Raw genomic sequence first — 22,199 nt, 5'->3', positions numbered from 1 at the left:
AGGTGATATAAGTGAATACTCAAGAAACACAAAACTTGTTCAGGCTATGGGATGTGAAATGGACAGAGGAAGCTGCTAATTCTATATATAGATATTCTCCTGTATATAAATGTCAGTATCGAGGGCAGGATGTTATTATTAAACGAACTCGAAGAACGATGGATACTGCACAAAAGCTTGTTGAATGGACTACGAGCTTACATTCTAATGGAATAAAAGTGGTTACCCCAGTCAAGGTAGAAAATCCATTCATTCAATATAAAGACCATACTTGGACAATGTATCCATTTATTAAAGGTCGTAAATATGATGGTTCTCTTCAAGACATCTATGAAGCAGGAAGATTATTAGGTCAAATTCACAATAAAGTAGATACGTTTGAATGTGCTCGGTTTGACTGGCTAAATTTTGATGATGAATTTACGAATGATGTAACAAATGACTTGCAAGAGATCTCATCTAACTTATTAAAAAATCGTCCAGAGAAAAAAGAGTTTAATATATTAAAAGGTCGTATTGAAGATTTCTTAACGAGTGATTTTTCTCGTTTAAAGAAAAAAACGCTACCAATGGTTAATGCAAGCTGGGATTATAAAGCAAGTAATTTAGTTTACGAAAAAGATAATCATCCAGTTTTAATTGATCCAGACAATGGAGGAATTGTTCCAAGAATTGTAGACTTAGCATTAGCATTAATTTTATTCCATACTGAGATAGAAACCGCACCTAGCAGGTTGTTTACTGAAGAGGAATGGACTGAATTTACAAAAGGATATTTTGAATATATTACATTAACTGAAGAAGAAAAAATATTATGGCAAGACGTATTGTTATTCGTTTATTTTGATGAAGCGTTGTGGGCAATCGTTGATATGGAAGACGATGAAACAGAGCGACAAAAGAAGTTTATATATTCTTTAACAGCATTTAATCCAGTAAAATACTCACTATAATTTGAGGGTTACTCAAAAAGCGGAGTGACTACAACCGTTGTAGTTATGAACGCATCTTTGAGTTTAGCCCTTTTTATGTGCAGATGCATGTATTGCATAACTGAAATATATTATTTTTTCCTATTTTAATATATATGGAATATTTGTAGATTACGAGGTGGTGAAGAAATGACTCTAGTTCTTAAAATTCTCGGTATAGCAGTTATTATATTTCTTGTTATTATTTGGGGTATAAGGCGCTGGATATACACACCAAGCACTGATTATGTCTTAAAGTTCCTGGAGGAAAATAAAGAAAAATCATCACTTTATTTAATCCAGAATGGTGAGGTAATAGGGGATATTAGATCTGATCAAAACATGCCTTTAGCTAGTACAGTAAAAACGATTATCGCAATTGAGTATGCGGAACAAGCAGCTGAAGGTTTAGTCACATCAAATGAAACTGTTCAAATTAGTGTGTTAGAAAAATTTTATGTTCCCAATACAGATGGAGGTGCTCACAACGCTTGGCTAGAGCGTATGAAAGAACTAGACCTAATACAAAATGACACTGTTAGACTTGAAGAAATTGTAAAAGGTATGATTCAGTTTAGTTCAAATGCAAATACAGAATTTTTAATGATGAGGCTTGGATTAGATCAAATTAATGAGCTAATAAAAAAATTGGGACTGGATAATCATGAAGAAATCTATCCATTCGTATCTAGTTTATATATTCCATACGAAGTAAAGTCTAATAACTACGGAAAAATAACAAGCAAACAAGAGCACCAACTAGTGAAAGAAACACTTAAAGATTTATCTTCAGTAGAGTGGAAAGAGTTAGCTAATCAAATACATAAAAAACTTAAAAGTAATGGTGCGAGCATTTATAAACAAAAAGCAGATCCTTCAACTTGGCATGATAGCGACTTTGATCGAATGTTTTCAGAGCGGTTTAGTACATCAACGACTTATAATTACGCACGTATTATGGAGAAGATTAATAGTCGTGAATATTTTTCATCTGAAGTACAAGAGCATTTACATCCTGTAATGGAAGGATTAATGGAAAATCCAGCTAATCAACAATGGTTGAAACATGCAGGGCAAAAAGGTGGTTCAACTTTATACATATTGACAAAAGCCCTATATGCTACTGATAAAAATGGGAATCAAACAGCGCTAGCAATCTTTTTTAATCAATTAAATACCTATGAATCAATTAAACTTTCAAGTAGTTTAAATGAGTTCGAATTATCAGTTTTACGTGACAGTCAATTTAGAGATAGAATTAAATCACTAACAAATAACCATGAATAGGTTCAAATAATTTTCACATTATTGACATAAAACGTTTGAATTTCCTTGTCAATTGTTATGATTGTTCATGCTAACCTTATTATAAATAGAAGTAAAATATTTTATGAGCACGTAACAAATATGATTAATGTACATAATGGGGGATCATGATGGAAGAATTATCTGTGACACTATTCATCGCAAGCTTTATGGTGTTAGGGCTACTAATTGGGACTAATATATGGGATTCTTAAGCTGCTACATTGCGTAGCAGCTTAATTTTATTATTCACGATCTCTTTGAGTCTGTGTCTTGAGGTAGATTTTTCTTCGCATGTGGAGATTAAATTCTACTTCATTTACAAAAATTCAAGTTTATTTAGTATGTGTATTTACCATTATTGCAGCCACTTGTTTCAGTCGGTCGTAGAACATGTCAGCAGCATGTCCAGTTAACTCAGTTTCTTCAAACGCTTCTTTCATACAATTCAGCCAAGCTTGAGCTCTGACAGGAGTAATTTCAAATGGGAGATGGCGATGCTGCATAGCAGGTGGTCCGAATTCATTACTGTATAGAGTGGGTCCACCTAAAAACTGTGTTAAAAACATTTGTTGTTTTCTTTTTATTTCATTTATATCGCCACTAAACAGCGGTTGTAAATCTTTGTTTGCATAAACCTTTGGATAGAATGCATCTACAAGACTGTGAACAGCCCTTTCTCCACCAATTAATTCATATAGTGAATGCATACCTTTGTTCATAAAATCCACCAACTTTATACAATACACATCATTGTGTAAGTTATTTTTTATTCACATTATTACTATACCAATTGTTAATACGTGTTTTAGTGATATGAATCACTACAGAGTATATGAATTTTATATAATGAACGCTGAGTTTTTTTCACATTGATTGTTGTTTTCGGTACGAATTTCATCTAAAAAATCAGGGTTAGAATTTTGCCACAAAGGCTTCGTATCAAGTAGCAACTATCCATTTCACTCTTACAGGAAGAGTCATATCAAGCCAAAATGTACATTTTTCATTTGCGAAAATAGGCATGATGGGAAAATTAGAATCGGTAAAATGACTTTAAATATCATGGTGAAATTAAATGTAGTTTCTCCAGTAAATTCCTTGCGTATTTTGTCACAATTACAGACTTAAGTGTTCATAGAATCATGTTATCATTATTTACACAGTGTTAATGTTTTTTATTGATATAAATTAGCAAAGTTTGTGAAAAACCGAACAATCGGTTGTGAAGAAATGAACATATTCACGAAATTTTTAGTAAGTATACTTAACTTTTGGGGTGAATTAACATGAAGTTTAACAAGGGACTTGTCTTGTTGTTTTTAACAACTCTCCCAGTATTGTTTCTAAGTGGCTGTGAAACAAATTTGGTTGTGCTTGATCCACAGGGACCTGCAGCAAGAAGTATCGCCAACTTAATTAATCAATCGATTTTATGGATGCTGTTAATTGTTGTTGTTGTGTTCGGTTTATTTGCTTATATCGTTTGGAAATATCGAGAAAAACCAGACAATATGGATTATGAACCGCCAGAAGAACACGGTAGTACATTGCTAGAGATTATTTGGACCGCCATTCCAGTCCTTATTCTTGTTGCTCTAACAATTCCTACGGTAACTACGCTGTATGACCTTGAAAAAATTCCAGAAGGCTACGAAGATCAAGAGCCAGTTGTCATTCATGTGACATCTGCCGACTGGAAATGGATTTTTAGTTATCCAGAAGATGGAATTGAAACAGTTAATTATGTAAATATTCCAGCTGATAGACCAGTTCACTTTAAATTAACATCAGCTTCAACGATGCAATCATTTTGGGTGCCTGCTTTAGCTGGACAAATATACACAATGAATAAAATGGAAACAGATTTATTTGTTGTAGCGGATAATCCTGGTTCTTTTGAAGGTAGAAATACGAACTTCAATGGTCGGGGTTATGCGAAAATGGAATTTGAAGTATTAGCACAGACGCCACAAGACTACGAGGAGTGGAAAAAGGAAGTGCAGGAAACGGCTCCTAAATTAACTGAGGAGGAGTATGAAGAGCTTCTTTTGCCAACACATTTAGGTAGATTAACATATTCTAATACTCACTTAGAGTGGGTTAACCATGCTGATATAGACTCTAAAACGTATACAAATCCTGAATTATATAAGAATCATAGCTATCAAGGAAAGATATTCTCAGAAGAAGACAACTATAAAAATGATTCTACTGACACTCAAAAAGATGATGATATGAACATGGAAGAGGAAAACGGGGGTGATCACGGTGGGCATTAAATGGGATGAGTTTTTTATAACAGGTGATCCATTAATTCTAGGGTCACAAATCGCAATTTTACTCACAACGGTAGGTATTATAGGTGTTGTAACCTATTTGAAAAAATGGCGTTGGTTATGGACTGAATGGTTAACGACAGTCGATCATAAAAAAATAGGTATTATGTATATCCTATCAGCAGTATTAATGTTTTTCCGTGGTGGGATAGACGGTCTTATGATGAAAGTCCAAACATCTAGACCTGAAATGGAATTTTTAGATGCTCAACATTATAATGAAATATTTACAACTCATGGTGTGATCATGATTTTGTTTATGGCTATGCCGTTTTTAATCGGTTTAATGAACGTGATCATCCCTCTACAAATCGGTGCGAGAGATGTAGCATTCCCACAATTAAATGCTTTAAGCTTTTGGTTATTCTTTAGTGGAGCTATGCTATTTAATATATCATTCGTCATAGGTGGATCACCTGATGCAGGTTGGACATCGTATTTCCCGCTAGCTGGTAAGGAGTTTAGTCCAGGTATCGGAAACAATTATTATGCCATTGCGCTTCAAATTGCGGGTATCGGTACATTAATGACAGGTATCAACTTTATTGTCACGATCCTGAAAATGAGAACAAAAGGCATGACATTGATGAAAATGCCAATGTTTACTTGGACATCTTTCATTACATCAGTCATTATCGTTGCTGCATTTCCTATTTTCACGGTCGCGCTTGGCTTAATGACATTTGACCGTTTGTATGGTACTCACTTCTTTACACTGTCTGCTGGCGGATCAGATATGTTATGGGCAAACCTGTTCTGGTTATGGGGACATCCAGAAGTGTATATTGTAGCATTACCTGCGTTTGGTATTTTCTCAGAGGTAATCGCGACCTTCTCAAGAAAATCTCTATTTGGCTATAAATCTATGGTTTTCTCAATTGTCGGCATAGCATTTTTAAGTATGCTTGTGTGGGTGCATCATTTCTTTACAATGGGTGTTGGAGCTGCAGTTAATTCGTTCTTCTCCATATCCACGATGTTAATTGCTGTACCTACAGGTGTAAAGATATTTAACTGGTTATTTACGATGAGAAAAGGAAGAATTAAATTTACTAATGCGATGTTATGGGCTTTAGCATTTGTGCCAAACTTTGTTATCGGTGGTGTAACTGGCGTTATGCTTGCGATGGCAGCAGCAGATTATCAATATCATAATACGCTGTTCTTAGTTGCTCATTTCCATTACGTATTAATACCTGGTGTCGTGTTTGCCGTATTTGCGGGTCTATATTATTGGTGGCCTAAAATCTTTGGCTTTAAGCTAAATGAGAGACTAGGAAAATATCATTTCTGGTTATTTGTGATTGGTTTTAACTTAACCTTCTTCCCAATGTTCTTATTAGGATTAGATGGTGCAGTAAGACGCTCATATACTTTTTCAGTAGAATCAGGTTTTGCACCACTGTTCTTAGTTTCAGCGATCGGATCAGCCATACTTGCTATTGGATTTGCTGTATTCTGCTATAACATTTATTGGAGCATACGCCATGCTGATCGCAATGTTTCAAATGATCCGTGGGATGCTAGAACATTAGAATGGGCAACAGCTTCGCCAGCACCATACTATAATTTTGCAAAACTACCAGAAGTAAAATCATTGGACGTTTTTTGGCACATGAAGAAGAACAAAGAAGGACTAGATCTGAAGGGTAATGAGATTGAAGAAATTCATATGCCGAGCAATTCAGGGCTTCCATTTTATATGGCTGTTGTTTTCGGTATAGCAGGATTCTTCCTCGTATTTGAATGGCATATTGCTGCAGCAATAGCGGCAGTGGGTATTTTCGCGGGGCTGATCATTCGTTCATTTGATTATAACGATGGTTATCATATACCTGTAGAAGAAATAAAAGAGACTGAAAAATCTTGGAGAAATAAAGCAGAAGAGGTGAACAATCATGTCAGCAAAGGTTGATACTTCCTTACCACTTGAATATCAAACAGAGCAAGACCGTATGAATATTTTTGGTTTTTGGATTTTCTTAGGTGCTGAGATTGTTTTGTTTGCTACATTGTTTATGGTATACGGTGTTCTGGGGGGGCGTACAGCAGGTGGACCAGGGCCCGAAGATATTTTTCAAATTAAGGATGTCATGATTGAAACTTTATTGCTATTAACGAGTAGCTTTACTTGCGGATTGGCCATCTTTGAAATGAGAAGACAAAACTTAAAAGGCCTGCTTACATGGCTTATTATTACAGTATTACTTGGCGTAGGGTTCGTATACATGGAGATTACTGAATTCATCCATTATGTTAGTGTAGGTGCTACGATGCAAACGAGTGCTTTCTTATCAAGCTTCTTCGTGCTTCTAGGTACACACGGACTCCATGTAACGGTTGGAATCGGCTGGGTAACGATCATTATTATACAGTTACTAAGAAGAGGCTTAACACCTGTTACTGCTAGAAAAACATTCATCATTAGCTTGTACTGGCACTTCTTAGATGTCGTCTGGATTTTTATTTTCACATTTGTGTATTTAAAAGGGATGGTGTGATTTATGGCAAGTAAAACAAATCGTTTTCCTACTGGGCACGTATTAGGTTTCATATCTTCCATCGTACTAACCTTTATAGCTACAGGAGTAGCTCTTAAAACGAACTTATCGTTTAATGTAATTATGTGGATCATCGGTTCTTTAGCAGTTATTCAAGCAGGGCTACAATTGTTCATGTTTATGCATATGACCGAAGGGGAAGATGGGAAGGCTAACATTATTAATATTGGTTATGGAGTTTTTATAGCTGTTGTTATTGTTGTAGGCTCTATTTGGGTGTTGACAGCAGGTCATGCAGCACATTAATGACTAGCCAAATTAGTTAAAGGCTTTTTTCATAAGGCTCTTTTACTACTGTTACTAAAATGGACAATAAGTTGGGTCTTTCTATGAAATCCATCATTCTTAGTACGAAAAGAAACAGCCTTTCATCAACACCATTACTGAATGGCACGGGTCTTCATGACACTAGATTCTAACAATATTAACCTTATAAATATAACGAAAAGGGTCAGTCTTATTTTCTATATCGGTATACTAGGTTTGCTACTACCTAGCATGCTTTTCGAGATATAGAGTAAGGTCTGACCCTTTATTATTTGTGAGCATCGTATATGGCTATACGATTCATTACTATCTAAAAATGAATATTAAAAATCATTAAGAGGTACTGCGATCACTTACTGCTTCCATGAGATTTAAACTAAGACCAAATCCGAAAAGGATCATTGAAGATATCATAATGCTAAGCCCTATTGATAGTACGTAATCACCTTTGATACCGCTTACAAAAAAACTAAATAAAAAAACAATACAACCTAATATTAATCCAACACTTGTTATTTTTTTCATAAACAATAGTGACTCAAGTGGTTTTTTCTTCATAAATTTTCATCCCCTTATAAGAATATTCTATCTTTTGTCACAAAATTGTCAAACTTTTTTTGAAAAATAAATATGTTTATTCACGAACAAAAACGGTAGGAATAATACTTTTAGAATAAGTATTTGAAATGATATATTTTTACAACTCGTATGGTTATATAAATGGTGTATTTCCGCTGGCAAACAAAACTTGCAAACATTAGCCTACTTTCGTTGCCTCTTAACGTTGTCAATTCCACAAAATTCACTTGAGTTAACAACAAATTTTGTCTAAAGTTCTTTTGTAAAAGGCTGTTTTCGCACCGATTGTTGCTTTTCGTACTTAGATATAAGCACACCTACATATAACGTTCGTGGTATCTTTTCTACTTTTAAAATCTATATGCCCATATAACTCATCAAACTGACCATTTTTAGTAAAGTTTACGAAAAGAACCTTTTTAAATACTATTTTCACAGCGATTGTTGCTTTTCATGCTTAGATATAAGCACGTCTACACCTAACGTTCGTGGCATCTTTTCTACATATAAAACCTATGAGACCTAATGAAACTCATCATACTGTCTATTCTTAATAAAAATAGCAACAAAGTTTATGAAAAGAGCCTTTGTAAAATAAAAATATTAAACAATGGAAATAATAATATGTGTTTCGAAAAGTCTGTATAATTCAAATCCGTTGACAAAAGGTGAAATCTAGCTATACTTAATTAACATATTGTTAAAATCCGATAAAATTACTGGGGGATTAAAAATGAAAAAGCTTATATTAGGTTTAACATTCATATTCGGACTAACTCTCGTTCTAGCTGCATGTGGAACAGCTGAACAAAAAGAAGGAACGAGTGGTAGTGGAAATACAGAAAACAATGAAGCTACTAACGAAGAAACAACCGATCTTCTACAAAAAATCAAAGAAGATGGCGTATTAAAGATTGGAACAGAGGGAACATACCCTCCATTTACTTTTCATGATGATAGTGGTGAATTAACAGGTTTTGATGTAGAGATCGCAAAGGAAGTTGCTAAGCGCTTAGAGGTAGAAGCAGAATTTTTAGAAACACAATGGGATGCTATGTTTGAAGGCTTAAATTCTAAACGATTTGATATGATTGCAAATCAAGTTGGAATTAGAGAGGATCGCTTAGAAAAATATGATTTCTCTGATCCTTATATCACATCTGCAGCTGTTTTAGTAACGAGTGAAGATAACGATGCAGTAGCTAGCTTTGCTGACATTTCTGGGCTGAAAGCAGCTCAATCCTTAACTAGTAACTATGCTGATATTGCAAAGGAAAATGGGGCAGAACTTGTAGGAGTTGAAGGATTTAACCAAGCAATTGAACTGATTACATCTAAACGTGTAGATGTAACGATTAACGACAAGCTATCAGTTCTAGATTTTCAAGTGCAACGTCCTGATGCACCAATCAAAATTGTAGCTACATCTGAAGACGCTGGCGAAAGTGGACTAACATTTAGAAAAGGTAATGAAACACTTGTTGAAGCGGTAAATGAGGCTTTAGCCGAAATGATTGATGATGGATCATACGAAAGAATCTCAGTGAAATGGTTTGGTGAAAATGTACTTAAGTAATATCTTAACTAATCCAGAAAGATTAGAAAAAATAGTAGACATCGCTCAAAGTTCCCTTCTCCCATTGGTGAAGGGAGCTTTGGATTCTACGATTCCATTAACACTTTGGTCGTTTTTTTTCGGAATTATATTAGCAATCCTTACTGCTCTAGCGAGGATATCTAATATTAGAGTATTGGAAATTGTAGCTCGAATTTACATTTCAATAATAAGAGGTACACCACTTTTAGTGCAATTATTTATTATCTTTTATGGTTTGCCTAATATTGGAATTATTGTTGACCCATTTCCGTCTGCCGTTATTGGTTTTTCATTGAATGTAGGTGCATATTCATCAGAAATCATTCGAGCAGCTATATTATCTATTCCTAAAGGTCAGTGGGAAGCTGGGTATTCGATTGGTATGTCATACTCTAGAGTATTAACAAGAATTGTTTTACCTCAAGCTACAAGAGTTTCGATTCCACCATTATCAAACACATTTATTAGTCTTGTAAAAGATACATCACTAGCATCGTTAATCTTGGTAACCGAAATGTTTCGAAAGGCTCAAGAAATTGCTGCAACAAACTATGAGTTTTTACTACTATACACTGAAGCTGCACTATTATATTGGATCATTTGTTTTATTCTTTCGTTAATTCAAGACAGAGTAGAACGCAGGCTAGATAGGTATGTAGTGAGATAAAACATTAAGAAGGGGCAAAATAGATGATTTCAATCAGTGGATTATATAAGTCATTCGACCAGTTAGAAGTGTTAAAAGGAATCGATTTAGATATTCCTAAAGGAAAGGTTGTCGTCGTCGTCGGTCCATCAGGATCAGGAAAAACAACACTTTTACGTTGTTTAAATGTACTAGAAACTCCGACTAAGGGTCGTATTACAATAGCTGAGGATACTTTAGATTTTTCTAACAAGTTGAAGCAAAAGCAAATAGCTTCCTTTAGAAAAAATACAGGCATGGTATTTCAAAACTATAATTTGTTTCCGCACAAAACAGCACTTGAAAATGTAATGGAAGGTCCTGTCATTGTAAAAGGGCTTCGGAAGGATAAAGTGAGGAAAATAGCCGAATCTCTCCTAACTAAAGTTGGATTAGCTGATAAGATAGATTATTATCCATTTCAACTCTCAGGCGGGCAGCAACAAAGAGTAGGTATTGCGAGAGCACTTGCGATGGAACCCAATGTTATGCTTTTTGATGAACCTACTTCTGCATTGGACCCAGAAATTGTTCAAGAAGTCCTTAAGGTGATGAAAGATTTAGCTAGCGAAGGTATGACAATGGTTGTAGTTACTCATGAAATGAGATTTGCAAAAGAGATTGCCGATAAAGTCATCTTTATGGATGACGGCAAGATTATCGAGTCTGGCAAACCTGAAGATATATTCAGTAAACCAAAAGAAGAGCGTACTAAACAATTTTTACACCTTATACAATAGAGTGGGAACTAAAAACCTACTCTATTTTCTTTTATTCTATTAGCTGTTCTTATATACTTAACATATCCAATTTGTGAAGGGTTGTGTATATATTGTTTGAAAAAATACTACTAGCTTCTGACGGTTCTGATCACGCAATACGTGCGGCAGAAAAAGCAGCATTTTTAGCAAAAGAAATTGCTGGAGCAACAATTGAGATTTTATATATTGTTGACAATGAGACAGCTAAATCAGACGCATTAAGAAACATTGAATCTCACGATATTGAATTAACAAGAAATGAAAGATTGCAAGCAACAAAGGATATATGTTATCGAATAATTAATAAGGAAATAAAGACAACAATGATTCACGGTGAACCTGGACCAAGTATTGTAAAATATGCGAATAATGGTGGGTTTGACCTTGTTGTTATTGGAAGTAGGGGGCTCAATACATTTCAAGAAATGGTATTAGGAAGTGTGAGCCATAAAGTTGCCAAGCGAGCTAACTGTCCAGTCATGATTGTAAAGTAATAGTTTTTGTTGTAAGCTGTGTTGCTATTGTTACCAAATTAGTAGAACAGTTTTCATAAGTTAGTCACCGTTATGGTATGTACTCTAGTTGTGTACGTGTATTTTATTAGGAAGAAACAATGCAAAAAAAGACAAAGTAATCCATGCAAGTGATGTGTAAACGAATACTAGCTAACATATCTACCTTGAATACCTTCATACATATAATTTTCAATTAAGCGAGTTCGAGAGTTTATTCCATCTTTTTGAAAGGCTCTTTTCGTTAACTCTGTAGCTATTGAGACTAATTTAGAACAACTATTTATAATTTTATATAATTGACTTCAATGTAAATGAGAAAAGATGCCAACAACGTTAGATGTAAGTACTTATACCTTAGAAGGAAAAGCAGCAAGTTTGCACACCTGATAGGCTAAAACGACTGAAACAAAAATATATTAAGAAATATGATGGTCATTCCCCTGTTACTTGTTGCATATATATAGGACAAGCGATAAGTAGAAAGGGGAATGATGTATGGCATATCCTGGTTCAAAAGGTTGGTACGTAAAGCAATTGAAAGACATGGGGATTAATATCCATCCGACTGAAAGAAGAAGATTAGAGCTGTATAAGACATCAACCTTACGTAACTTGTATTTGGATCAATTGAATAAAACAAAAAATAAATAATATTTCACATCTGTAAAGATGTAATCAGTACGTTGTCAACATTAACATGTTATGTGAAAAATGTTAAACCACATCACCTGGTGATGTGGTTGAGTTTTTTTTACTCTTTTCTTATTGCGTCTTGTTTTGCATTTTCCCAATAACAGATTTGTGGAATTCGAATGTAAGTGACGTATTCATGGAATAATGTATATGAGACAAAGGAGATAAGTTTCCAATCGATCGTATCGAGCATACGGAATACTCCTTTCAATGTAATAAGAAGCTTATTCATATATATGGTATGAAACTTTGTCTCATACGTGTGTAAAAGATATACTTGCTATATGATTTAAAACGCTATAGCTGTTGAATAAACCATTGACTTCTATAAGTGAAGATTATATATTTAATATATGAATAATTGATCATATATTAAATAAACACATAATGAAGTAATAATTGAAAGGCTCTTTTCGTAAACTTTGTTGCTATTGTTATCCAATTAGTACCAAAAAAGTGGTTTTACATGGTTAGTAATTGTTGTACAGAAGGAAAGATGCCACGAACTCTAGTTGTGTACGTGTTTGACTCTTAGTACGAAAAGCAACAATTAATGAAAAAACTGCTAATAGAAAAGAATAATACTCACACAAATTTTTTGGGAGGCAACGCCATGGGACATTCACATGCTCATCATGATCACGGTCATAGTCACACTCATAATGTAAACAAAAAGACGTTAAAAATATCTTTTTTTATCATTAGTACGTATATGATTATTGAAGTGATCGGAGGGGTACTAACAAATAGCTTGGCGCTATTATCAGATGCAGGACATATGTTAAGTGACGCAGCAGCACTAGGGTTAAGCTTTTTGGCAATGAAGTTCGGAGAAAAGCAACCAACTTTAGAGAAAACGTTTGGATATAGGCGATTTGAAATATTAGCTGCACTATTAAACGGAGTTACTTTAGTTATTATATCTATTTATATTTTTTGGGAGGCATATAACAGACTTTTGGCACCACCTCATGTAATTAGTAAAGGTATGCTAATTATTTCATCAATTGGATTACTCGTAAATATTGTCGTAGCCTTTATTCTTTTAAAAGGGGATACGAGTGACAATCTAAATATTCGAAGTGCATTTTTACATGTGTTAGGGGATTTGTTAGGATCAGTTGGTGCGATCATAGCTGCCTTACTTATCATGTTCTTTGGTTGGAATTTGGCAGATCCGATCGCTAGTGTTATTGTTGCAATTCTCATTATTATAAGTGCATGGAGGGTAACGAGAGATTCTTCACACATATTAATGGAGGGAAGTCCTCCAGGGATTGATGTAGGGGATATTAAAGAACAGTTGTTGTCTATCTCTCATGTTATTGATGTTCATGACTTGCATGTGTGGGCAATAAGCTCCGACTTTTTGTCTTTAAGCTGTCACATTAAAATAGGAGATTGTGATAATTATGAGAGGGTATTGAATGAAGCAACAAAATTATTAAAAGATAAGTACCATATTAACCATACGACGATACAAATTGATCATTTAAATTCAGATTGTTCTACATCAGAAGAACATTGTAACTAATAATGGCTTAAGGAAGATGATTACTTTTTTACAGCAGTCATCTTCCTGTTAAAATAAGCTAAGTATATGGCTCAATAACAATTTTTGTACATAAAACGCTTATAAATTCCAGAAGCTTTGTCAACTATCATGCTTGTTAGGCTTCCTATAAATGCACTCCCAATCACATCAGAAAGATAATGATGACCAACCCATACGCGAGAAATACCTGTTAACACTGAAAGACCTAACAAGAGACATCCAAGGGTTCGTTCATAGAGGAGGATAGAAGTTGATACGGTAAATACTAATAAAGAATGTTTACTTGGGAACGAAGAATCCCTTTTAGAAGGTATGAGTATTCCTACACGGTTATAAATAAAAGGTCGAGGCTTATACACAAAAAACTTTATTAATGTGTTCGTAATTAAAGTAATAACAACTGATACAACTGAATTTATAACGATTTTTTTGCCGAAATGATCACGAAACCAGAGCACACCAAGTATGAAAATAAATACAAAACGCACGTTATTTGAAATGAAAATCATTGGTATATCCAGCAAAGAAGAATGTCTATTAAAAGATTTGTAGGTCAAAAAAAATCACCTCATTAAGCATATATATTTACTTTTCCCTTTAATGAAATATACATGTAATAAAGAGATTTATCTTCCATACATTACACAGCCAAAACAATTATATGGCACCTCATATTCTGCTACTTTAACAAAACCATTTTCAGCTACATGACATTTTACAAATAGGGGAACACAAATCCCATATGTAGGTCCATTAGGATTGTTTCTGTCTTGATATACACAGCATTTATTATTTTTAAATGGATAGTTTTGAGATGTTTGATAACGTGGATTTTGCCACCGACTGTTGAACAAACTATTCACCTATTTTCTCAATGATTTATTTTTGCGTACAAAAATTTACAACTAACAAATGGTATACTTCATTTCATCAAAACGAAACTCAACTAATTGTTTTAATTGTAATCAAGCCCAACTATACACAAAACGCCTTCCCTATAGAATACGATCATTAGGTTAACATAGTGCATAAAAAGGGTTTGTGAAAGTTTGTTTTTTAATTCATCGGAAAAATAGAATGTTTAACATTGAAATAAATAGGAAGTTTAAAATATACCCCATGTACCTATTAAGGTAAAAAAATCCGGCAATGCTATAGAAGCAGGTAAGTTAATTGTAGAATATGTAATAAACGATCTGAAATTTCATCATATCCAAGCTAGAATTTACATATTTTGTAAGGTTTGCTGTGGAAAAATAAATATATTAATTCTACTTTAAGGAAATCAAAGGAAAATCATGTATAACTTCGTTTAATGACATAAAATGGTCTCTCAGCGAATAATATGACGTTTTCAATGGATTATATGGTGTACTAGAATTATTATATATATCAAAATTATTATTTTCTTAAGAATAATATGTTAATGAATATCTAAAATAAATGTAAGTACTGAATTATAAACACATTTAGCTTTATATTTCTTATATAAGTGACGGCTAAGCTAATCTTTTCAGTAAAGGATAAGGTTAGCTTGTTAAATTTTTGACTTGAGAGGGTGCAATGTTTTGAGTAATACGTTGATTAATGGTGAACTAACGTCTGGTCAAATATTAAAAGAATTGATGTTGAAGCATCAGATAACACAAGTAAAAATGAGAGAAATAGTCGGAAAAGATAAACAAGAGAACGATTTAATAGAAGAAAAGTGGCTAAATAAGTATTTAAATGGTAAAAAAGTAGCAAAGTTTTATTGGGTTTTAGCTTGTGTTCGAGCCTTTGATACTCTTGCAGGAACTTTTCATGAAAAACAGATTATGCTACAATTTATTAAGGAAATAGATGAAAAACCAGAATTGATTATGTCAGCGATGATGTACTGTGACCAATACAACTACCTTGAGGAACTTCAGAAACTAACAAATATTGCATTAAACTATCAAAATAATCCGAATTTAAAGCGATATGGCACCTTAACTCATATAAATTACAAGCGAAAAATAGAGTTAGAAAAAAGCATGAAAAGTTGGAATGATCCTAGAAACGCTGAAAATAATCATGAAGAACAAAAAAATAAGCTACTAGAATTATGTAATGAAGCTGCAAACTATAAGATACCTGATAGTGATTTAGTTAGTACAGTTTATAAGCGAATACTTGTTGCATACATATATCATGATTTACATTACTTTACCGAATCGCTAAAAGAGCTAGTAGGAGTCGAAGCATTAATTAATAGTATTGAAGACTCCCATTACAAGTCTTTCTCAGAAACTAAGTATTATGTGTTACAACAAACTATAAATTTAAGAAATTGCAACTTAGAGGAAGCTAGAAAATTTTCTTATAAACCTTTAGATGTCTCTATAAATTTAAAAACAAGGGCTTATAGCTATGTTACACTGGGGTTGACTTGGGCATTTATTGATGCTCAAAAAGCATTAGAGTATTTTGAAAAAGCATTAGATTTATATACTCAAATTGGGATGGATAGCGCTGGATTATTAGTTATTAAAAAAATTCAATTCCTTAAAATTCATGTAAGTATGGGCATAACGATAGAAGAAATAGAACACGAACAAAACAAGGCTTATTGGCTTATAAAAAATTCTAGGAAAGAAGAAGCTTTACATATTCTAGATCAGCTTGACAATAAAGAAGGAACTAGAGCCCAACGACTTTGGTTGAGAGGTCTTGCTACTGACGATGCAAAATATCACTGGATGTCGTTAGAGTTATATATAAAGCAAGGAGGAGACAGATTTTTTGGAATGTTACCAAAAGAAGCTCTTCTAGAACTTGGGCAAGACAAGTACCCTATAAATGCATTATACTACGCGGAGGTGAAAAGTCTTTATGTTTAAGAAAGTGTTATTTTTTACGATGACTTTTTGTATAATGGCTTCCTTAGCATTAACTATAAATACTCATAACGTAAGTGCAACAAATGGTGAACCTAAAGAAGATTCTCTAATTATCAATATTGATAAACCAAAGGTAAAAGTTATGCCATTAAAAGCTGATGAGATAATGCCAGAAGGTTGATAAGCTATGAATTTAATATTTTAGGATTGAAAGACGTTACTCTTTATAGAGTAACGTCTTTCGTACTTTAACGACAGTAGGACATTTTTCTATAAGTGAGTAGAAAAAAATTACATCTTAATAATTACTTTATATAAGCGTAGCTAACATGATGTTGAGAAAACCCTATACAGGAGTTGATAAATAATATGGAGAAACCTAAAACTGAAGTACAAAGAAACACTCATATTAATAATGTTCAAGAAGAAAAAAATTCAAAAATTTTATGTGAAATAGACGAAATTTCAAAAAAAGTGATTGAAATAATGGATAAAGATATATGGAAAATTTAAAATTGATTCTTTGACTAAAATTAGGTAGCTAGACTTGAAGAGAGCATGTAATAAAACTGACTTTATAGAACAAGCAATGAAGTTACTCAGGGCTCACTGTAATGAAATAGTTAGAATGAAGATACAAGGTTTCATTATAATATCAACCTAGCTACCCGTAACAGATCAGTTAGAGTTCATTCAATTCACATACTCTTAGAAATTATTAGAGTTATATACCTTTAAGTAAAGAATCGATGATTTAATGAGAAGGAAAAAATGAGACTCAATGATTAGAGAAGTAACTGAAAAGTATCTCAAGGAACATTTAGGAGACTTTGTTAATTTAATGATCCTGATCACGAGTGTAGAGCAAATAAGACTTCAATAAAATTAGTGCAAAGAAATTACTGAGAATTTTAAGCTAATGAAGTACAGTGGGTAATTCTATAAAGAATTTTGCTAGTTGGTATCAAATACTCCGACTGGACTATGTTATCTAATAAGGAATTAACTGTGATATTCCAAATCCTATAACCTGTAACAAATTTAGTGTAATCGATCATTTTTGAAGTTCTTAGCATTACTATATAAGGTTGCTTATTGCGGCTCTAGTTCGGTATCAGTAGTAACAAAGCTTAAATCATTCCCTATAGTTGTAGATACATTTTTTCTTAACTTTACGACATAGGAAAGGTGTTAACTAAACCTAATATTGTCTAATAGAATGGAGGTATCTCCTGTATTTATAACAATTTAAATAAAGAGTCTTTTCTAGTAACAAAGTTATCATTAACGATATACGTCCAAGTTGCCGAAGGGTGCTTTAAAATTTTCATCTCCAAATTAATTTCTTTTTTAGGGTCAATAGCATGAAAGTGGTTCATCATGCCCTGTTCAATCTTATCGGACAACTTATCAAAAGCTGATATGAGCAATGTGTGAAATTCATCTAAAGGATTTTTTCTAGCTACACTTTCGAGATGTATTCCCTCCTTAATATATTCAATAAAATCCAAATGTTCAGCCCAACACAGATCTATTTGGAGCAACGTAATACGTTTTTCAATCTGATGCATTTTCGTTTTTCCTAATTGATTACATAGACTTTCATATCTATCAGGTTCTTTTGAGGAGAATAAATTCCCCACTGCACGATCCAATAAAATATCGTGACGTTTTTTAAGAATTATACAACGTTGTTGTTCAAGAATATCTGAGTATTTATTTAATGTTTTTCTTATTTCAAAATTTTCCCCATCCACCACTCGTTGGATATGATCTATTTTTTGAATCACCTTTGAACTTGTTAAAGGTGCATCTTGTTTTAATATGCGATACTTTGGAGGTATTACTTTAGAAATGCCAAAACGGATAAGTAGATCATCTTCTAGACTAATGAAAAATTTTGTAGCACCAGGATCACCTTGTCTACCCGCTCTCCCCCGAAGCTGATTGTCGATTCGACTGCTTTCGTGTAGGTTTGTTCCAATAACATATAGCCCACCTAATCCTACTACCTTTTCATACTCATCAGCACAGCCTCCACCTAACAAAATATCAACGCCACGACCTGCCATATTAGTTGAAACTGTAACTGCCCCTAACCTTCCTGCTTGTGAAATAATTTCCGCTTCCAACTCATCATTTTTTGCATTGAGCACATTACACTGTATACCCGTTGCATTTAAATTAATTGCCAAGTTGTTAGATTCCTCTACGCTACTAGTCCCGATTAAAATAGGGCGGCCTGTCAAATGAACTGTTTTAATTTTCTTCACCAACGCTTTTTGTTTCGCTTCCTTGTGAGTAAACACACTATGTGGGTAGTCCATTCTTAAACATGTTTTATGAGATGGAATCGTAATCACTTCTAAATTATAGATTTCTGTAAATTCATTAATGGATGAATTTGCGGTTGCAGTCATCCCACTTATAGTTGGATATAAATTTAAAAAATTGTGCAACGTAATTGATCCTAATATTTTTCCACTTGATTGAATATTCAAACCTTCCTTAGCTTCTACAGCAGCTTGTAATCCATCCGGCCAATGTCTCTTATCTGCAATCCTGCCTGTAAGTTCATCGATTAACTCGATCCTACCTTCTCGAATAATGTAATGGATATCTCTTTTTAGTAAAACTTCAGCATGCAGGGCACAATGGAGTGAGGTCATCGTATCGACATTTTCATTCTTATATAAGTTATCACAGGATAACAATTGCTCTGCTTTTTTTATTCCTAAGTCTGTTAAATACACATTTCGTTCATTTTCGTCAGTTGCATAATCTATCTTTTGTTGTAAATTTCTTATGATTTCAGTGAACTGTTTCGGATCTTCCTGCGAACTAGATTCCTTGTCTGCAATGACAAGAGGAACCCTTGCTTCATCAATAAGAATAGAGTCTGCTTCATCTACTAATGCAAAGTGAAAAGGGCGATGAACTATTGATTTGTTATCATAACAAATGGAATCTTTCAAGTAATCAAAGCCTGCTTCTTTAGCAGTCAAGTATGTAACATCAGCATCATACGCTTCCTTTCTAGCTTTGTTATTCATCCCTTCTTTAATAAAACCAACTGATAAACCTAAGTAGTTATAAATAACACCCATCCATTTAGCATCCCTTGTTGCTAAATAGTCATTAAAGGTTAGAATATGCACGCCTTTTCCCAGCAATGCATTTAAATAAGCAGGTAGTACAGCTGCAACAGTTTTACCCTCTCCAGTTTGCATTTCAATAACTTTTCCTTCATGAAGAGCTATCCCTGCTATAAGCTGTTCATCAAAAAGGTGGAACCCCAATTCTCGTTTTACTGTTTCGTAAACTAATGCATAGGCTTCAAATAATAATTCTTCAAGAGATGTACCGCTTTTCGCTTGCTGCATTAATGTTAAAGAGCGTTGTTTTATTTGATTTTTATCCAAGGTTTCTAAACGGAATGTTTTAATCTTTTTTACACTTTCTTTATATTTTCTAAGTTTATGTTTATTGTAAGAACTAGTTATTTTTCCTAAAATATAATTAGTATTTTGACTCATACATAGAAACCTCCTAAATATGTAGCTTCTTATAGTATAGTTAACTGACTTTTATAAAGTTTAGGTTTTTCAGTCACTGATATTTCCTTTAAATAAAGATGTTTTTGCATGGATCGTTGAACTTGAGTCAACATCTTGGACACAAAAAGATTAAGTTTTATGCAGAGTCTTTGAATAGTTCTTCTATTGCTTGAGGTGTTTTATAAGCAATGCTACTATGCTTTCTTTTTCTGTTATACCAAGCTTCGATAAATTCAAAGATGGCGATATTGGCAGTATTATAGTCTAGATATTGAACATGATTTACTTCTTCTTTCTTCAATATAGCATGGAATGATTCAATACAGGCATTATCATAAGGGCATCCTTTTTGACTAAAGGAGTGTGTTATACCATAAGATTTAATACGATCAGTAAATGCTTGGCTTGTATATTGTGAACCTAGGTCAGTATGTAGAATTAACCCTTCGGGTGGTAATTGAGTTACGTAAGCGTTTTCTAGAGCTTTTATTACGACATCTGTTGTCATTTCATCTGAAAAGGAATAGCCGACAATTTTTCGCGAATGTAAATCCATCACCGATGCTAAATAGCACCATCCGTCTTTCACCGTATGCACATAAGTTATATCAGCTACCCACTTTTCATTAATTGATGAAGTTGAAAAATCCCTTTTCAAGATGTTTTCTCGATTTACAACTTTCTCATTTGAACTATATGGAAGGAATTTCTTTTTAACAATAGAGTGGATATCAGCTTTTTTCATTAAACGTTGGACACGTTTCAAACTGATATGTATTCCTTCTTCTGTTAGTTGATGGTGAATTTTTGGAGCCCCATAACGTCCTTTACTCTCTTTATGGATGGCTGTCATTCGCTCAGTGATTTGTCTATTTTCTTTTTCACGTTTTGTTTCAACCTTATTTAATGATTGATAATATGTACTGCGAGGTATATTCAATACCTCACACATAAGTGACACTGGATGTTCTGTCGTTTTCTCTTGGATGAAGCCCGTTAGCTCGTCTGGATTTACTTTTTCGCGAATATGGCCATAGCCTTTTTTAAGATTTCATTCTCCTCTTGAAGACGAAGCATCTGCTTTTGCATCTTAGAAATATCATCAGCCGTAAGGCTTGAACCATCTTCTGTTTTAATAGGAGAGTACTTCTTATTCCAATTATAAATAGTTACTTCCGATACGCCATATTCATTACTAAGTTCTTTGACTGAGCTACCAGAACGGTAAAGTTCAACAATCATTTTCTTGAAATCTTGGGTATATTTTTTGCCTGTATTTTTGTTTCTCATCCGGACACAACCTTTCTAAGTACATTTTAAGTACTTAACGTTTTTGTGTCCATAAAACTATACTAACTCCACGTTGCTATACGTTCTAGAATATATGCACGTATACATCTATCTTTCGAGGCATCTTTTCTTCAATAAAGCGATGATTGATGAGTGAAATTACATCTTAATTTTCTATTTTAGGAACTGTAATAACAAAGTTAACGAAAAGAGCCTTTTCTAGGGATGTTATCGAATAGAATGTTGTTTTTCGTACAAAAAATTATGCACATATACATCTATCTTTCGAGGCATTTTTCTTCTATAAAACGATGATTGATGAGTAAAATGACATCTTGATTGTAGGAACTACAAGTAACAAAGTTAACGAAAAGAGCCTTTTCTAGGGGTGTTTTAGAATAGAATGTTATTTTTTGTACTAAAAATTATGCACGTATACATCTATCTTTCGTGTCATCTTTTCTTCAATAAAAACGATGAATGATGAGTGAAACGACATCTTAATTTCTATTTTAGGAACTGTAGTGACAAAGTTAATGAAAAGAGCCTTTGCTATAGTAATTTGAAATAAACAGGGTATTTATTTCGCAAAGTATAAAAAATGTACAAAAGAGTATGATGATATCATAATAAAACTGATTATTAGTATGATTAACGTAA

General features: G+C 33.5%; 22 protein-coding genes. 15 read left to right on the top strand and 7 right to left on the bottom strand.

The window, feature by feature from the left end; genetic code table 11:
* Positions 1-11: 11 nt before the first annotated feature.
* A complete protein-coding gene (locus tag V1503_RS05390) occupies positions 12-953 on the top strand; it encodes a phosphotransferase (RefSeq protein ID WP_410625406.1) in 942 nt (313 codons plus the stop codon).
* Between the two features lie 168 nt (positions 954-1,121).
* On the top strand, positions 1,122-2,258 hold the full coding sequence (locus V1503_RS05385) for a serine hydrolase (RefSeq protein WP_410625404.1): 1,137 nt from the start codon (positions 1,122-1,124) through the stop codon (positions 2,256-2,258).
* A 353-nt stretch (positions 2,259-2,611) separates the two neighbouring features.
* On the opposite strand, the gene V1503_RS05380 is transcribed toward V1503_RS05385, so the two are convergent.
* Positions 2,612-2,998: a globin domain-containing protein gene (locus V1503_RS05380; RefSeq protein WP_410625402.1), complete on the bottom strand. Its 387-nt coding sequence runs from the start codon at positions 2,996-2,998 to the stop codon at positions 2,612-2,614.
* A 567-nt stretch (positions 2,999-3,565) separates the two neighbouring features.
* Here V1503_RS05380 and qoxA point away from each other — a divergent pair.
* Genes qoxA through qoxD form a run of 4 tightly spaced genes read left to right on the top strand, consistent with a single transcriptional unit; the run spans position 3,566 to position 7,422 of the window.
* Entirely contained in the window at positions 3,566-4,558 is a 993-nt protein-coding gene (qoxA, locus tag V1503_RS05375; RefSeq protein WP_320258751.1) for a cytochrome aa3 quinol oxidase subunit II, read from the top strand.
* Positions 4,548-6,530: a cytochrome aa3 quinol oxidase subunit I gene (gene qoxB / locus V1503_RS05370; protein ID WP_410625399.1), complete on the top strand. Its 1,983-nt coding sequence runs from the start codon at positions 4,548-4,550 to the stop codon at positions 6,528-6,530. Before qoxA ends, qoxB begins: the two co-directional genes overlap by 11 nt.
* Complete coding sequence (gene qoxC, locus V1503_RS05365; protein ID WP_214483511.1) at positions 6,514-7,116, top strand: cytochrome aa3 quinol oxidase subunit III; 603 nt, start codon at positions 6,514-6,516, stop codon at positions 7,114-7,116. The genes qoxB and qoxC overlap by 17 nt, the downstream gene beginning before the upstream one ends.
* Positions 7,117-7,119: 3 nt before the next feature.
* Positions 7,120-7,422 carry a cytochrome aa3 quinol oxidase subunit IV gene (gene qoxD, locus V1503_RS05360; protein ID WP_214483512.1) on the top strand — a complete coding sequence of 101 codons (303 nt, stop codon included), beginning with the start codon at positions 7,120-7,122 and terminating at the stop codon, positions 7,420-7,422.
* Between the two features lie 354 nt (positions 7,423-7,776).
* Here the strand turns inward: qoxD and V1503_RS05355 are convergent, their stop codons facing one another.
* A complete protein-coding gene (locus tag V1503_RS05355) occupies positions 7,777-8,001 on the bottom strand; it encodes a hypothetical protein (RefSeq protein WP_214483513.1) in 225 nt (74 codons plus the stop codon).
* 754 nt (positions 8,002-8,755) lie between these two features.
* Between V1503_RS05355 and V1503_RS05350 the strand changes: the two genes are divergently transcribed.
* From V1503_RS05350 to V1503_RS05330, 5 genes are all read left to right on the top strand, one after another.
* Positions 8,756-9,598 (top strand): amino acid ABC transporter substrate-binding protein, encoded by an 843-nt coding sequence (locus V1503_RS05350; protein WP_410625396.1) that lies wholly within the window; start codon positions 8,756-8,758, stop codon positions 9,596-9,598.
* Positions 9,585-10,286 carry an amino acid ABC transporter permease gene (locus V1503_RS05345; protein WP_214483541.1) on the top strand — a complete coding sequence of 234 codons (702 nt, stop codon included), beginning with the start codon at positions 9,585-9,587 and terminating at the stop codon, positions 10,284-10,286. Before V1503_RS05350 ends, V1503_RS05345 begins: the two co-directional genes overlap by 14 nt.
* A 23-nt stretch (positions 10,287-10,309) precedes the next feature.
* Entirely contained in the window at positions 10,310-11,044 is a 735-nt protein-coding gene (locus V1503_RS05340; protein ID WP_410625394.1) for an amino acid ABC transporter ATP-binding protein, read from the top strand.
* A 92-nt stretch (positions 11,045-11,136) separates the two neighbouring features.
* Positions 11,137-11,559 carry a universal stress protein gene (locus V1503_RS05335; RefSeq protein WP_214483517.1) on the top strand — a complete coding sequence of 141 codons (423 nt, stop codon included), beginning with the start codon at positions 11,137-11,139 and terminating at the stop codon, positions 11,557-11,559.
* Positions 11,560-12,075: 516 nt separating this feature from the next.
* Complete coding sequence (locus tag V1503_RS05330) at positions 12,076-12,231, top strand: YflJ family protein (protein WP_320258745.1); 156 nt, start codon at positions 12,076-12,078, stop codon at positions 12,229-12,231.
* A gap of 100 nt (positions 12,232-12,331) precedes the next feature.
* Here V1503_RS05330 and V1503_RS05325 read toward each other — a convergent pair whose 3' ends face one another.
* Positions 12,332-12,466: a hypothetical protein gene (locus V1503_RS05325; protein WP_410625391.1), complete on the bottom strand. Its 135-nt coding sequence runs from the start codon at positions 12,464-12,466 to the stop codon at positions 12,332-12,334.
* 420 nt (positions 12,467-12,886) lie between these two features.
* On the opposite strand from V1503_RS05325, the gene V1503_RS05320 reads away from it, so the two are divergent.
* A complete protein-coding gene (locus tag V1503_RS05320) occupies positions 12,887-13,807 on the top strand; it encodes a cation diffusion facilitator family transporter (RefSeq protein ID WP_410625389.1) in 921 nt (306 codons plus the stop codon).
* Between the two features lie 71 nt (positions 13,808-13,878).
* Here V1503_RS05320 and V1503_RS05315 read toward each other — a convergent pair whose 3' ends face one another.
* Positions 13,879-14,385 (bottom strand): phosphatase PAP2 family protein, encoded by a 507-nt coding sequence (locus tag V1503_RS05315; RefSeq protein WP_410625387.1) that lies wholly within the window; start codon positions 14,383-14,385, stop codon positions 13,879-13,881.
* Between the two features lie 69 nt (positions 14,386-14,454).
* Entirely contained in the window at positions 14,455-14,682 is a 228-nt protein-coding gene (locus V1503_RS05310) for a hypothetical protein (RefSeq protein ID WP_410625385.1), read from the bottom strand.
* A 714-nt stretch (positions 14,683-15,396) separates the two neighbouring features.
* Here V1503_RS05310 and V1503_RS05305 point away from each other — a divergent pair.
* From V1503_RS05305 to V1503_RS05295, 3 genes are all read left to right on the top strand, one after another.
* On the top strand, positions 15,397-16,692 hold the full coding sequence (locus V1503_RS05305; RefSeq protein ID WP_410625383.1) for an AimR family lysis-lysogeny pheromone receptor: 1,296 nt from the start codon (positions 15,397-15,399) through the stop codon (positions 16,690-16,692).
* Positions 16,685-16,873, top strand: a complete 189-nt coding sequence (locus V1503_RS05300; protein WP_410625381.1) for a hypothetical protein — start codon at positions 16,685-16,687, stop codon at positions 16,871-16,873. The genes V1503_RS05305 and V1503_RS05300 overlap by 8 nt, the downstream gene beginning before the upstream one ends.
* Positions 16,874-17,061: 188 nt before the next feature.
* On the top strand, positions 17,062-17,205 hold the full coding sequence (locus tag V1503_RS05295; RefSeq protein ID WP_410625379.1) for a hypothetical protein: 144 nt from the start codon (positions 17,062-17,064) through the stop codon (positions 17,203-17,205).
* 725 nt (positions 17,206-17,930) lie between these two features.
* Here the strand turns inward: V1503_RS05295 and secA2 are convergent.
* Together secA2 and V1503_RS05285 are read right to left on the bottom strand one after the other, a co-directional pair.
* Entirely contained in the window at positions 17,931-20,228 is a 2,298-nt protein-coding gene (secA2, locus tag V1503_RS05290; RefSeq protein WP_410625377.1) for an accessory Sec system translocase SecA2, read from the bottom strand.
* A 157-nt stretch (positions 20,229-20,385) separates the two neighbouring features.
* Positions 20,386-21,539, bottom strand: a protein-coding gene (locus V1503_RS05285) for an IS3 family transposase (protein WP_410625375.1) whose coding sequence is annotated in 2 segments (ribosomal slippage) — positions 20,386-21,287 and positions 21,287-21,539 — 1,155 coding nt in all. Because the reading frame shifts where the segments join, the coding sequence is not laid out codon by codon here.
* Positions 21,540-22,199: the final 660 nt, after the last annotated feature.

Origin of the sequence: Nanhaiella sioensis (assembly GCF_046557775.1) — a bacterium.
Taxonomy (GTDB): Bacteria; Bacillota; Bacilli; order Bacillales; family SM2101; genus Nanhaiella; species Nanhaiella sioensis.
Note: the sequence above shows the minus strand (reverse complement) of the source record. Positions and strands in the feature narration are given on the sequence as shown.

Excerpts from the sequence above, each read along its gene's own strand:
- V1503_RS05330 (WP_320258745.1), top strand. The coding sequence starts at position 12,076 with ATGGCATATCCTGGTTCAAAAGGTTGGTACGTAAAGCAATTGAAAGAC.
- V1503_RS05355 (WP_214483513.1), bottom strand. The coding sequence starts at position 8,001 with ATGAAGAAAAAACCACTTGAGTCACTATTGTTTATGAAAAAAATAACA.
- qoxC (WP_214483511.1), top strand. The coding sequence starts at position 6,514 with ATGTCAGCAAAGGTTGATACTTCCTTACCACTTGAATATCAAACAGAG.
- V1503_RS05295 (WP_410625379.1), top strand. The coding sequence starts at position 17,062 with ATGGAGAAACCTAAAACTGAAGTACAAAGAAACACTCATATTAATAAT.
- V1503_RS05320 (WP_410625389.1), top strand. The coding sequence starts at position 12,887 with ATGGGACATTCACATGCTCATCATGATCACGGTCATAGTCACACTCAT.
- qoxD (WP_214483512.1), top strand. The coding sequence starts at position 7,120 with ATGGCAAGTAAAACAAATCGTTTTCCTACTGGGCACGTATTAGGTTTC.
- secA2 (WP_410625377.1), bottom strand. The coding sequence starts at position 20,228 with ATGAGTCAAAATACTAATTATATTTTAGGAAAAATAACTAGTTCTTAC.
- V1503_RS05380 (WP_410625402.1), bottom strand. The coding sequence starts at position 2,998 with ATGAACAAAGGTATGCATTCACTATATGAATTAATTGGTGGAGAAAGG.
- V1503_RS05385 (WP_410625404.1), top strand. The coding sequence starts at position 1,122 with ATGACTCTAGTTCTTAAAATTCTCGGTATAGCAGTTATTATATTTCTT.
- V1503_RS05340 (WP_410625394.1), top strand. The coding sequence starts at position 10,310 with ATGATTTCAATCAGTGGATTATATAAGTCATTCGACCAGTTAGAAGTG.
- qoxA (WP_320258751.1), top strand. The coding sequence starts at position 3,566 with ATGAAGTTTAACAAGGGACTTGTCTTGTTGTTTTTAACAACTCTCCCA.
- V1503_RS05300 (WP_410625381.1), top strand. The coding sequence starts at position 16,685 with ATGTTTAAGAAAGTGTTATTTTTTACGATGACTTTTTGTATAATGGCT.
- V1503_RS05325 (WP_410625391.1), bottom strand. The coding sequence starts at position 12,466 with ATGCTCGATACGATCGATTGGAAACTTATCTCCTTTGTCTCATATACA.
- V1503_RS05350 (WP_410625396.1), top strand. The coding sequence starts at position 8,756 with ATGAAAAAGCTTATATTAGGTTTAACATTCATATTCGGACTAACTCTC.
- V1503_RS05345 (WP_214483541.1), top strand. The coding sequence starts at position 9,585 with ATGTACTTAAGTAATATCTTAACTAATCCAGAAAGATTAGAAAAAATA.